A 12,385-nucleotide genomic window follows, 5' to 3' on the forward strand; every position below is an offset into this window, starting at 1 on the left:
GAACAGAAGCTCAAAAATGGGTAGATAAAATAAATTTTGCATACCATGAATTTCAAAAATTCATAAAAGATAAACCATCTCAAAAAGTGGTTTATTTCATTTGGGCAAATCCATACATGGTTGCAGGAAAAGATACTTTTATTAATGAAATGTTGAAATTAAATAAATTTGAAAATATTTATAGCAACCTAGAAGAACGTTATCCAGAAATTATAATTCAAAAAATGCGAATTCAAGGCGATCCAGATTTGGTTTTGCTTTCTTCAGAACCTTTTCCTTTTTCAGACGAACATGCCTTTGAACTTGGCCGATTTACGCATCATGCAAAAACTGTTTTTGTAAATGGCGAAATGTTTTCTTGGTATGGAACACGAATTGTAAAAGCGTTCGATTACTTCAAAAAAATACATTCTAAAATTGAATAAAAAAATGCCTCCTAAAAGCTTAAAACTTTTGGAGGCATTTTAAATTTTTGGTATTTTTCTGAAAAATAGTTTATTATAGTGCTGGTTGTAAAACTCTTGCAACACCATGAATAATTCCGTTAGTACATTGAATATCTGCAGCAAAAATACTTGAACTAAAATTTGCTTGATCTTTTACTTTTTTTCCACCAACTAAATCAATAGTTACATTTTGCACTGGTATAGTACTCATTGGTACAATCATATCTTGAGTTAATGTTGAGCTTTCAACATTTCCGCCAGTAACATGATATAAAAGAACAGTTGAAAATTGAGAAGCTGTTGCTCCAACTGCAAAACCTGTTCCAGTAGTTGCATTTTCAAAAGAAGTATTTGTTGGTGCAAACACAGTCAATGGAGTTACATTAGTTGTTAATGCAGTTGCAATAGCAGTTTGATCTCCAAAAGTTCCAGAAGTACTTTTTACTATAGATTCTAGTGTGTCAAAAGCAGGATTTGCAGAAACATGAGTAACAATAGAAGGCAATCCAATAACTTGGTCAACAATATTCATAAATCCATTTGTAGCATAAATATTAGCATTAGTTACTTTTGCACCACCATTAAGTTTTACAATTCCGCCAGTAATATTTACATACATACTTAATGTGTTTGTTGAAGATGCTGCACCTTTAGCCAAAGTTTTTACATATCCACTAGCTGGTAATTCTATAGTTTTTTTAACTTGACCTATAACATGGTTTAATAATAATTCTTTCAATGCAGCAACTGGTACATCATCAATAGAAACATAACTATTTGCACTTAAGTAAGTGTTAAAAGCAGTATCTGTTGGAGCAAACATAGTATAAGTTCCTTCGCTATCTAATGTATTTACTAAATCTGTTCTTTCTAATGCAGCAGCAAGAATTGTTAAATTTGGATTTGTTTGTGCAATTTGACTAATAGAATCATCATTAGAATTTAAAGTTTTATCAATATCACTACATGAAAAAGTAAAAATTGTAAAAATTGCAATTAAACCTAAAAATTTTAAACCGTTTGTTCTCATAATAATTTCTTTTTTTATTGTTTTAGCAAATATTGTTTAATTTTTTAAAAGTTCTTTTTAAAATATTTATATTTAATATTTAATATAACATTTTTTATTTATGCAAAAGAAAGAATAATTTTTATATTCTCACTAAAAAATCGATGAAAGGAATAAAATGGCATATCAAAGTCAAATAATGCTTAAATATTTTGAAAATTAATGTGTGTTATTTTAAAATAAATAACTTTGGAACTATTTTTGCAATACTAAAAATATACTATTATAGTTATACTATTTAAATATAAATTATGAAATATTTACTTTTTGTTATTATCACTTTCTTTTCAGCACAAGCTCAAGAGTTTAACAAATTAGACGATAAAGGATTAAAAAATGGCATTTGGAAAGGAGTTTATCCTGATTCTAATCGACCAAGATTTGAAGGAACTTTTGAACATGGTAAAGAAATTGGTTTGTTTAAGTTTTTCGACGATACCAAAGCCGTAACTATAATTGCTACAAGAGAATTTAATGCAAAAGATAATTCTTGTTACACTATTTTTTACAATCAAAAAGGTTTAAAAGTAAGCGAAGGAAAACTAATTGGAAAACTCTATGAAGGTGAATGGAAGTACTATCATTTCGATTCTCCAGATATTATGACAACCGAACTATACAGTAACGGAAAATTAAATGGTGTTAGAAAAGTCTATTATAAAAGTAAACTTATTGCCGAAGAAACAGCTTATAAAAACGGAAATAAAGAAGGAGTTTATAAAAAATATGCCGAAAATGGAATCGTTCTTGAAGAAATAAATTATAAAAACAATGTCTTTGAAGGTTTGTCAACTTTTAAAAATTCTGAAAATGTAATTGTTTCTAAAGGAATATATAAAAAAGGCAAAAAAGAAGGAACTTGGGAATTTAATAATAACGGAAAAATCACCAAAGAAAATATGAGTAAGCCAAATCAAAGAAAATTTGTAAAAAAACCAATCACAAGAGAATAATAAATTCTATAAGTTAAATTTACTTAAGTATATGTTTTTACAATTTAAAGCATATACTTTTTTTTTTTTATTTCCGTAAATTTGCATTTCTAAATAAATAAATTTTATAATGAAACGAGTTGTTGTTGGACTTTCTGGCGGTGTTGATTCTAGTGTTGCAGCTTATCTTTTAAAAGAACAAGGTTACGATGTAATTGGACTTTTTATGAAAAATTGGCACGACGATTCTGTAACAATTTCTAACGAATGTCCATGGCTTGAAGATAGTAACGATGCACTTCTTGTTGCAGAAAAACTTGGAATTCCTTTTCAAACTGTCGATTTAAGTGAACAATACAAAGAGAAAATCGTTGATTATATGTTTAATGAATATAAAAACGGACGAACTCCTAATCCAGATGTTCTTTGTAATCGCGAAATAAAATTTGATGTTTTCATGAAAATTGCTCTGTCGCTTGGAGCAGATTATGTTGCAACTGGTCATTATTGCAGAAAATCTAAAGTCGAGGTTAATAACAAAACAGTATATCAACTACTTGCAGGAAAAGATGATAACAAAGATCAATCTTATTTTTTATGTCAGTTATCGCAAGAGCAATTAGCAAAATCTTTATTTCCAATTGGCGAATTAACCAAACCCGAAGTTAGAGAAATTGCAATGCAACTAGATTTGGTTACAGCAGAAAAAAAAGATTCTCAAGGTCTGTGTTTTATAGGAAAAGTTCGTTTACCAGAATTCTTGCAACAACAATTACAACCCAAAGAAGGTTTGATATATGAAATTCCTGTTGATTGTGAAATTTATCATCAACCAAAACCAACTTTCAACTCTCTTGAAGAAGAATTAATATTCGAGTCAACTTCAATTGAATATAATCCTTCAATGGGAAATGTTGTTGGTAAACATCAAGGCGCACATTATTTTACAATAGGACAACGAAAAGGATTAAATGTTGGAGGAACTAAAGAAGCACTTTTTATTATTTCTACAAATGTTAATACTAATGCAATTTATACTGGTCAAGGTCATAATCATCCTGGATTGTATAAAAAAGCATTAAGAGTTCAACCATCAGAAATTCATTGGATTAGAGAAGATTTAAAACTTCATAATGGCGAATCTATGCAAGTTATGGCTAGAATTCGTTACCGTCAAGAATTGCAAAAAGCCACTTTATATCAATTTGATTCAGGTCTTTATGTATCCTTTCAATCTCCTCAATCTGCAATAACTCAAGGACAATTCGTTGCTTGGAATATTGGTGACGAATTGGTTGGTTCAGGAGTAATTTCATAAATCTAGTTTCCAATTGTTTTTTTTGTAATTTTGGTACATCCAAATTTATTATTCATGAAAAAATATATTTATTTTTCACTATTATTTATATCAGTTACATCTTTTTCTCAACAAGAAGATGCTTGGGTTTATTTTAATGATAAACCAAATGCAACAACTTTTCTAAACGAACCATTAACTATGCTAACCCAACGTTCATTAGATAGAAGAACTGCACAAGGAATTAGTTTATCAGAAAATGATGTTCCTGTTCATCAACCTTATATTGACCAAGTCACTTCGGCAACAGGAATCATTGTAAAAGCTAAGTCTAAATGGTTAAATTGTCTTCACATTCGTGGTTCATTAACTGATATTAATGCTTTAACAAGTTTGTCATTTGTAAATCATATAAATTTTGCTAATGATGCTCTAAATACTTCTGGCGGAAAAATATCAAAAACGAAATCAATTTATAGTTTTAATCCAATAAATAAACAATTAGATGTTAATGTAACTTTTGCTTACGGAAACTCTGCCAATCAGATACAAATGTTAAACGGTCATTTATTACATGAACAAAACTTTACTGGAGCAGGAAAAATTATTGCAGTAATTGATTCAGGTTTTATAAATGTAAATACAACACAACCTTTTGAAAGATTATTCACAAACGGATTAATTTTAGGTGGTTACAATTATGTAAATCAAAGTACTGATGTTTATTCACTTCATAATCATGGAACTTTAGTTCTATCTTGCATGGGAGGATTTGTAGATGGACAATTAGTAGGAACAGCTCCAGATGCACAATATTATTTATATGTTACAGAAGATGTTACCTCTGAAAATCCAGTAGAAGAAAGTTTTTGGGTAGAAGCAGCCGAAGAAGCAGACAGAGTAGGTGTAGATGTAATTACTTCTTCATTAGGATATTTTGGATATGACAATGCAAGTTATAGTCATACTTATAGTGACATGACAGGAAATTCTAATTTTGCTTCGCAAGGTGCAAATATTGCTTTTAGCAAAGGAATGGTTGTAGTAGCAAGCGCAGGAAATGCTGGTACTACAGCAGAACCTCATGTTGGTGTTCCAGCCGAAGCAACTAATGTTTTAGCAATTGGTGCAGTTCAAGCCAATGAAAATTATGCAGTTTTTAGTTCAATAGGACCAAGCTTTGATGGTAGAATAAAACCAGATATAATGGCACAAGGTCAATCAGTTTCAGTTGCAAATACCTCTGGAAATATTCAAATGGGAAGCGGAACATCATTTTCTGGACCAATTATGGCTGGAATGATTGCTAGTTTTTGGCAAGCAGTTCCAACATTTACCAATCAGCAAGTTGTATATTTTATAAAACAATCTGCCGATATGTTTTCTACTCCAAATGCTCAGTTTGGCTATGGAATTCCCGATTTTCAATTGGCTTTAAATAATGCTTTACTTTCTGTAATCCAAAATAACAAAAATGAATTTATTGTTTATCCTAATCCTGTTAATAGAGAGTTTTCAATTCGTTTTTCAAATGATTTTTCAGAAATAAATTTGACATTATACAATAATTTAGGTCAATTAATTTTAGAAAAAAAAGCAATAAATTCTGATGAAAAAATTAATCTTGATACTTTAAATTCTGGAATTTATTTTTATAAAATTGCTTCTGCAAATGCTACTCAGAGTGGAAAGATAATTAAGAATTAAGTTTTAAATATTATTTTAATCTTATTAATATATAAAACTCTTTTAAAAAAAAACTCTTTAAAAAATTGCATAATGTTAACTTTTAAGATAACTTTGTAAAATGAGTAGAATAATAATTTTTCACGAAAATTACTTTATAGAATTTTATAAAAATCAAAATGAAAAAGTAAAAGAAAAAATACAGTATGTTTTAGAACTCATAAAACAAGTTGAAAAAGTTCCTGAAAAAATTTTAAAACATATAACAGGAACAGATGGACTTTATGAAATTAGAATAGAATATCAGTCTAATATTTATAGAATATTTTGCTGTTTTGATAAAGGAAAATTGGTAGTTCTTTTTAATGGATTTCAAAAAAAGTCGCAGAAAACTCCCAATAATGAAATAGAAAAAGCACTTAAATTAAAAGAAGAATATATTATCTCAAAAAAATAACACCATGAAAAAATACAACAATATAACTACTTTTGATCAACTTATAGAATTTGAACATGGTAAAATTGGAACTGAAAGTAGAAATAAATATGATGAAAATTCTCAAATGTTTATCATTAGTGAAATGTTAAAGACTTCTAGAAAAGAAGCTAAAATTACCCAAGAACAATTGGCTGAAAGAACTGGAACTAAAAAAAGTTATATTTCGCGAATTGAAAATGGTAAAGGAAACATTCAACTTTCTACATTAATCAGACTTTTTGAGATTGGTTTAAATAAAAGAATTGGATTAACATTTTTGTAATTATTATTAATATTTAGATATATTAATTTACTCATTTATGAATAAAATCACAAAACTCTTCAACTTAAAATACCCAATTATTCAAGGCGGAATGATTTGGAACAGTGGATATAAACTAGCAAGTGCAGTTAGTAATTCTGGAGGTTTAGGTTTAATTGGTGCAGGTTCAATGTATCCAGAAGTTTTAAGAGAGCACATTCAAAAATGTAAAAAAGCTACCAACAAACCTTTTGGAGTAAATGTTCCAATGTTGTATCCAAATATTGAAGAAATTATCCAAATTATAATTGAAGAAGGAGTAAAAATTGTATTTACTTCTGCAGGAAATCCTAAAACTTGGACCAGTCATTTAAAACAAAACGGAATAACAGTTGTTCATGTAGTAAGCAGTTCTAAATTTGCTTTAAAAGCACAAGAAGCTGGAGTTGACGCAGTTGTAGCCGAAGGTTTTGAAGCTGGCGGACACAACGGAAGAGAAGAAACTACAACGCTAACTTTAATTCCAATGGTAAAAGAAAAAATAGCTATTCCATTAATTGCTGCTGGCGGAATTGCAACTGGTCGTGGAATGTTGGCTGCAATGATTCTTGGCGCAGATGGAGTTCAAATGGGAAGTCGTTTTGCAGCATCTACAGAAAGTTCCTCACATGATAATTTTAAGAAAACTATAGTTGATTTAGAAGAAGGAGAAACACAACTTACTTTAAAAGAATTAGCGCCTGTTCGGTTAATTAAAAATAAATTCTACAATGATATACAAAAATTGTATTCTAATTGTCCAACCAAAGAAGATTTAGAAAATTTGTTAGGAAAACGAAGAGCAAAACGCGGAATGTTTGAAGGAGATTTAATTGAAGGCGAACTCGAAATTGGTCAAATTGCCGGATTAATTCACGAAATTTTGCCTGTAGCAACCATTTTTGATAATGTTATATCTGAGTTTGAATTAGCTCAGAAACAAGTTTATGGTTTTCAGTTTTAATTATGTATTCTTAAAATTTATTTATGAAAAAGATTTTTTTTCTCCTTTTATTAGCATCAATAAGTTATGCACAACAACGACCTAAATTAGTAGTAGGAATTGTTGTAGACCAAATGAAAATGGATTATTTATATCGTTTTAATGACGATTTTTCTGCAAATGGTTTTAAACGTTTGATGAAAAATGGTTATACTTTTCATAATATGCACTATAATTATTTGCCAACTTATACTGCTCCAGGTCATGCAGCAATTTTTACTGGAACAACACCAGCTGTAAACGGAATTGTAGGCAACGAATGGTTCAGTAGAAAACTAGGAAAAGATATTTATTGTACAGAAGATTCTTCAGTAAAAACTATTGGAGATGGTACCAAAGCTGAAGGCGAAATGTCTCCAAAAAACCTATTAAGCACAACTATTACAGACGAATTAAGATTGGCAACTAATTTTAAAGGAAAGGTTATCGGAATGAGTTTGAAAGATAGAGGCGCAATTCTTCCAGCAGGACATTTTGCTAATTGGGCATTTTGGTACAGCAAAACTGGAGCTTTTATTTCGAGTACTTTTTATGGAGAAAATTTGCCAACTTGGGTAACCGAATTTAATACCGAAAAACATTATTTGCCATATATAAATAAAGGTTGGAATTTATATAAACCAATTGCAACTTATAATGAGAGTTTAATTGATGACAATGTTTATGAAGGAAAATTAAATGGAGCGAAGGCAGTTTTTCCATACAATCTAAAAGAAATGTTTGAAAAAAGTGATGCAGGAATTATTCGTGCAACACCATTTGGAAATGATTTATTAGCTGAATTTGCGATGAAAGCCATTGAAAAAGAACAATTAGGAAAAGATGAAATTACCGATTTTTTAACTGTAAGTTTTTCATCTACAGATTATGTTGGACACATTCTTGGACCACGTTCTATAGAATTACAAGATACTTATTTGCGCTTAGATCAAACTATTGCAACGTTTTTAGCATATCTAGATAAAACAGTTGGAAAAGATAATTACTTATTATTTTTAACTGCAGATCATGCTGGAGCTGAAAATGCAAAATATTTAAAAGACAACAAATATAATGTGACCAATGTAGAGCCGAAAGAAATTGTAAAAGGATTGAAAAAATTTTCAAATGAAGCTTTTGGTGATGATTTAATATTAGATTATTCTAATTTCAATCTTTTTTTTAATAAAGAAATTATCAAAACTAAAGCTTTAGATTTAGTCAAAGTAAAACAAGCTTTTAAAGAGTATTTGTTAACTCAAGAACAAGTGAAAACTATTTACTCAGAAGAAGATATTTTGGCAAATTCTGGAAGTGATATTTATTTAGATTTCATTGCTAAAGGTTATGATGCTTCACAAAATGGCGATTTGGTTGTGCTTGATAAACCAGGATTTATAGAATATGGCGCAACAGGAACATCTCACGGAACGGTTTATAGTTATGATACTCACGTACCATTATTGTTTTACGGTTGGAAAATCCCAAAAGGCGAAACAAGCAACAAAAAATACATTACAACTATAGCGCCAACTATTGCTCAAAAAATTAAAGTTGCTTTTCCAAACGGTAGTGACTGTGAGGTTTTGACTGAAGTTTTGGGTAAGTAACCAAAATTTTAGTTTTAATAATGAAACTTTTTAATTGTCATAAAATCATTTCCATAATTGGCATAAACCTATCTTTTATTGAGGTTTCAAACGAGCCAGTTTTTTTAAATCCCATTTTTTGATAAAACTTTTCGGCGTATGGTTCTGAATCAAGAACTATTTTTTTGAATTTGCTTTTTTGAATTTTAATCAAAAAATCGTTAATCAAATATTTTCCAAAACCTTTTCCAATATAATAGGGTAAAACAAATAAATTATCAAGTTTTACACTATTGTTTTCTTTAATAGTATAAGAATAATATCCAATAATTTCGTTTTCAATTGTTAAATTAAAGACTTCGTTGGCGTCAATATACTCTTTGGAAATAGTAAGTGAATCCTTCCATTTTAAAATTTGTTCTTCAGAATAACCCCAATAAGCTTTTGATTTTTTTGTTATTTCTGACAAAATTACATTATCGTTCGTTGTTGCTCTTTCGATTTTCATTTTAAGATTTATAATGATGTATAGATTTATTATTCAATTTTAAAAATGTCTTGCCTTAAAAATAAATTGAACATTTTGAGTTTCTATATTTCATTAAATATAAAAAAATCCTCAAAAGCAAAAGTTATTAAGGACTAAATTGTAATGTAAATAACAATTTATTTTTTCTTTAAAACCTTATATTCTTCATAACATTGGCTAATGGCATCCATTATTTGCATGTCGTTGGCTGTTTCTATAAACGATTGTGAGTAATTGCAATGTTGCAAAATTTCTGGAATGTCATTCTTGTCAATTCCAAGTAAAACGGCTAGAGTTTCTCTATCAAATTTAGTTTCTAATAGGTTTCTAACAGTATCGTCTTTTCGCATTTCTTTTAGCTTTTTTAATTCTTTTGGTTTTTTTCCAAAGAAATTATAAAGCATATCTGCTGGATTAAAAATAGAATTCATTACTCTAGAAAAAGCGTTTGGAGATCGATCACCAATTTCATAGGCATTTGGCAAACCAGAAATACTATACCTATAATTCTCTATTTGTGGAATAAGTTTTGTGTCAATTTCAAGAAAACCAGTTAGTTGATATCTTCTTACTATAACTTCTTCTAATGCAATTGCTCTTTCTGTAAGTTGAATTATAGCATTTCCATTTTTTACCCAATCACTTGTAACTCTCACTTTTATAGATTGAAAACCAATACAAGTAATGTGTAAAGTATCACTTTGATTGGCATCAATTTCAAAATATCCTTTACTATTGGTCATTGTTCCTTTTACTCTATTGATGTTTATAATATTTACATTTGGCAATGTGAGTAAAGTAGCATTATTTACAATTGTTCCTGAAACCTTTTTAAGGTTAGGATTTACTTGAGAGAAAGTTAATGATGTGAATAGTAAAAGTAAAAAAGCAATATAATATTTCATGTTCTATTTTGATGGTTTAAAAGTAGTAAAAGCTTAAAGATGTTTTTATAGCTTTAGTAAATTATTAACAAAAGAATGTTTTTAAATTTCGACAAGAGAATGATAAAAGCATAAAAAAACTCCAAAATTGAATTTTCAAAATTGGAGTTAATATTAATAAAGAATGAGTTAATAATAATTAACTTTTTCTTGGTCTTCTTACTTTTGCATCGTCAAATGAACGACTTGCTGGTCCATCAGAATTTGTTTCAGAACGTCTTGGTGCTCTTTCTTCTCTTTGAGTAGAACCAGGTTCTCTTCTTGGAGCAGCAGATGAACTTCTGTCGCTTCTAAAACCACTTTCTCTAGCTGGTCTATCTGATGAAAATCCACCTTCACGTTTTGGAAATGAGCTTCCAGAACTTCTTTCATTTCTGTCTGATCTTGGTCCGAAACTTCCGCTTCTTGGTGCAGAACTTCTTTCGTTTCTATCGCCACCTCTAAATCCGCCAGAGCTTCTTCCGCCACCAAAACCACCACCAGAACTTCTTCCATTGTGATCTCTTCTTCCGCTTCCGCCACCATCATTTTTAGAAATTTCAACGTTGATTCTTCTTCCGTTAAGGTCAAATCCGTTTAGAACCGACATAACTTTATCTGTATGTTCTCCATCAGTATTAAAGAATGAAAATCCTTCTTTTACATCTACTTTAAACACATCATCACGACCTAAATCTAATGTTTCTTTTAAGAAATCTTTCAATTGCATCCAGTCAAAATCATCTCTTGAACCAATGTTTACAAAATATCTAACTGGATCACCAGCTCTAATTTCTCTTGGTTCAGAACTTCTTTCGCTTCTTTCACTACCTTTTTCACCTGATAAATCACGTTTCTTTTTGTAGTAATTGATGAATCTATTAAATTCTACCGAAACCATTTTCTTGATTAATTCTTCTTTAGTTAAACCATCAAGAACTTCGTTTATTGCAGGAAGATAGTTGTCTATTTCGTGATCAACTTCGGTGTCTTTAATTTTGTTGGCTAAGTGTAACAATTGAATTTCGCAAATTTCCATTCCAGAAGGAATTGTTTTTTCTTGAAATTTTTGTTGTATAATTCTTTCAATAGAAGAAATTTTACGCAATTCACTTTTAGTGATAATTACAATAGAAGTTCCCAATTTACCAGCACGACCAGTTCTACCTGAACGGTGAGTATAAGTTTCAATTTCGTCAGGTAATTGATAATTTACTACGTGAGTAATACTATCAACATCAATTCCACGAGCAGCTACATCTGTTGCTACAAGCATTTGAATTTGTCTACCTCTAAAAGATTTCATCACACCATCACGTTGCGCTTGAGATAAATCTCCGTGCAATGCAGCAGCACTATAACCATCTTCTATTAATTTTTCTGCAACTGCTTGTGTATCACGTTTTGTTCTACAAAAAACTACTGAGAAAATATCAGGATTAGCATCGGCTAAACGTTTTAAAGCTTCGTATCTATCACGAGCATTTACGCAATAAAATTCGTGAGAAACTGTTGTTGTACCTGCATTTTTTGCTCCAACAGTAACTTCTGCTGGATCATTCATAAATTTCTTTGCAATTCTGGCTACTTCAGTAGGCATTGTTGCAGAAAATAACCAAGTATTTTTCTCGTCTGGAGTATCAGATAAAATTGATACAATGTCTTCATAAAAACCCATGTTTAACATTTCATCTGCTTCGTCAAGAATACAGAAATTAATGTTTTTGATGTTAACCAATCCTCGGTTAATCATGTCTTGCATTCTACCTGGAGTTGCCACAATAATTTGTGCTCCACGTTTAATTTCTCGGGCTTGTTCTGTAATGCTTGCGCCACCATAAACAGCCACTGTATGTAAACCTTTTACATATTTTGAGTATTGTTTAATCTCGTTGGTGATTTGTAAGCATAGTTCACGCGTTGGTGATAAAATTAACGCTTGTGTACTTCTGTCTTCAGCATCTATTTTTTGTATTAGCGGAAAACCAAAAGCTGCTGTTTTTCCTGTACCTGTTTGTGCTAAAGCTACTAAGTCTGTGTTTTTTTCCAATAAGACTGGAATCGCTTTTTCTTGCACTTCTGACGGATTCTCAAATCCTAGATCTTTGATCGCCAGCAGTAACGATTCATTCAGACCTAATTGTTCAAATTTA

The 12,385-nt window shown here is 30.1% G+C and carries 12 protein-coding genes; 8 read left to right on the plus strand and 4 right to left on the minus strand.

Going from position 1 to position 12,385, the window contains the following annotated elements:
- Window positions 1–425 (plus strand): ABC transporter substrate-binding protein (locus tag ACH2BO_RS14140; protein WP_395045380.1); only part of this gene is annotated, 425 nt, incomplete at its 5' end.
- A gap of 73 nt (window positions 426–498) precedes the next feature.
- Here ACH2BO_RS14140 and ACH2BO_RS14145 read toward each other — a convergent pair.
- Window positions 499–1,476 carry a fasciclin domain-containing protein gene (locus ACH2BO_RS14145; RefSeq protein ID WP_395045381.1) on the minus strand — a complete coding sequence of 326 codons (978 nt, stop codon included), beginning with the start codon at window positions 1,474–1,476 and terminating at the stop codon, window positions 499–501.
- A 290-nt stretch (window positions 1,477–1,766) separates the two neighbouring features.
- Here ACH2BO_RS14145 and ACH2BO_RS14150 point away from each other — a divergent pair, with 290 nt between their 5' ends.
- The 7 genes from ACH2BO_RS14150 to pafA all read left to right on the plus strand — a co-directional run bounded on the left by ACH2BO_RS14150 (window position 1,767) and on the right by pafA (window position 8,801).
- Complete coding sequence (locus ACH2BO_RS14150; protein ID WP_395045382.1) at window positions 1,767–2,468, plus strand: toxin-antitoxin system YwqK family antitoxin; 702 nt, start codon at window positions 1,767–1,769, stop codon at window positions 2,466–2,468.
- Between the two features lie 109 nt (window positions 2,469–2,577).
- Window positions 2,578–3,765, plus strand: a complete 1,188-nt coding sequence (gene mnmA / locus ACH2BO_RS14155; protein ID WP_395045383.1) for a tRNA 2-thiouridine(34) synthase MnmA — start codon at window positions 2,578–2,580, stop codon at window positions 3,763–3,765.
- Window positions 3,766–3,819: 54 nt separating this feature from the next.
- A complete protein-coding gene (locus ACH2BO_RS14160) occupies window positions 3,820–5,451 on the plus strand; it encodes a S8 family serine peptidase (RefSeq protein ID WP_395045384.1) in 1,632 nt (543 codons plus the stop codon).
- A 100-nt stretch (window positions 5,452–5,551) separates the two neighbouring features.
- Window positions 5,552–5,887 (plus strand): type II toxin-antitoxin system RelE/ParE family toxin, encoded by a 336-nt coding sequence (locus ACH2BO_RS14165; RefSeq protein ID WP_395045385.1) that lies wholly within the window; start codon window positions 5,552–5,554, stop codon window positions 5,885–5,887.
- Between the two features lie 4 nt (window positions 5,888–5,891).
- Complete coding sequence (locus ACH2BO_RS14170) at window positions 5,892–6,191, plus strand: helix-turn-helix domain-containing protein (protein WP_395045386.1); 300 nt, start codon at window positions 5,892–5,894, stop codon at window positions 6,189–6,191.
- Window positions 6,192–6,228: 37 nt separating this feature from the next.
- The gene (locus ACH2BO_RS14175) at window positions 6,229–7,173 is read left to right on the plus strand and encodes an NAD(P)H-dependent flavin oxidoreductase (RefSeq protein WP_395045387.1); all 945 of its coding nucleotides are present in this window, start codon (window positions 6,229–6,231) and stop codon (window positions 7,171–7,173) included.
- A 23-nt stretch (window positions 7,174–7,196) separates the two neighbouring features.
- A complete protein-coding gene (gene pafA / locus ACH2BO_RS14180; RefSeq protein WP_395045388.1) occupies window positions 7,197–8,801 on the plus strand; it encodes an alkaline phosphatase PafA in 1,605 nt (534 codons plus the stop codon).
- Window positions 8,802–8,838: 37 nt separating this feature from the next.
- Here the strand turns inward: pafA and ACH2BO_RS14185 are convergent, their stop codons facing one another.
- The 3 genes from ACH2BO_RS14185 to ACH2BO_RS14195 all read right to left on the minus strand — a co-directional run.
- A complete protein-coding gene (locus ACH2BO_RS14185) occupies window positions 8,839–9,288 on the minus strand; it encodes a GNAT family N-acetyltransferase (protein WP_395045389.1) in 450 nt (149 codons plus the stop codon).
- Between the two features lie 158 nt (window positions 9,289–9,446).
- Entirely contained in the window at window positions 9,447–10,214 is a 768-nt protein-coding gene (locus ACH2BO_RS14190) for a carboxypeptidase-like regulatory domain-containing protein (RefSeq protein ID WP_395045390.1), read from the minus strand.
- Between the two features lie 178 nt (window positions 10,215–10,392).
- On the minus strand, window positions 10,393–12,385 hold a 1,993-nt coding region (locus ACH2BO_RS14195; RefSeq protein ID WP_395045391.1), incomplete at its 5' end, for a DEAD/DEAH box helicase.

The organism is Flavobacterium sp. (assembly GCF_043773265.1).
Taxonomy (GTDB): Bacteria; Bacteroidota; Bacteroidia; order Flavobacteriales; family Flavobacteriaceae; genus Flavobacterium.

Coding starts and splice junctions, on each gene's coding strand:
- ACH2BO_RS14165 (WP_395045385.1), top strand. CDS start 5,552: ATGAGTAGAATAATAATTTTTCACGAAAATTACTTTATAGAATTTTAT.
- ACH2BO_RS14170 (WP_395045386.1), top strand. CDS start 5,892: ATGAAAAAATACAACAATATAACTACTTTTGATCAACTTATAGAATTT.
- mnmA (WP_395045383.1), top strand. CDS start 2,578: ATGAAACGAGTTGTTGTTGGACTTTCTGGCGGTGTTGATTCTAGTGTT.
- ACH2BO_RS14160 (WP_395045384.1), top strand. CDS start 3,820: ATGAAAAAATATATTTATTTTTCACTATTATTTATATCAGTTACATCT.
- ACH2BO_RS14185 (WP_395045389.1), bottom strand. CDS start 9,288: ATGAAAATCGAAAGAGCAACAACGAACGATAATGTAATTTTGTCAGAA.
- ACH2BO_RS14145 (WP_395045381.1), bottom strand. CDS start 1,476: ATGAGAACAAACGGTTTAAAATTTTTAGGTTTAATTGCAATTTTTACA.
- pafA (WP_395045388.1), top strand. CDS start 7,197: ATGAAAAAGATTTTTTTTCTCCTTTTATTAGCATCAATAAGTTATGCA.
- ACH2BO_RS14150 (WP_395045382.1), top strand. CDS start 1,767: ATGAAATATTTACTTTTTGTTATTATCACTTTCTTTTCAGCACAAGCT.
- ACH2BO_RS14190 (WP_395045390.1), bottom strand. CDS start 10,214: ATGAAATATTATATTGCTTTTTTACTTTTACTATTCACATCATTAACT.
- ACH2BO_RS14175 (WP_395045387.1), top strand. CDS start 6,229: ATGAATAAAATCACAAAACTCTTCAACTTAAAATACCCAATTATTCAA.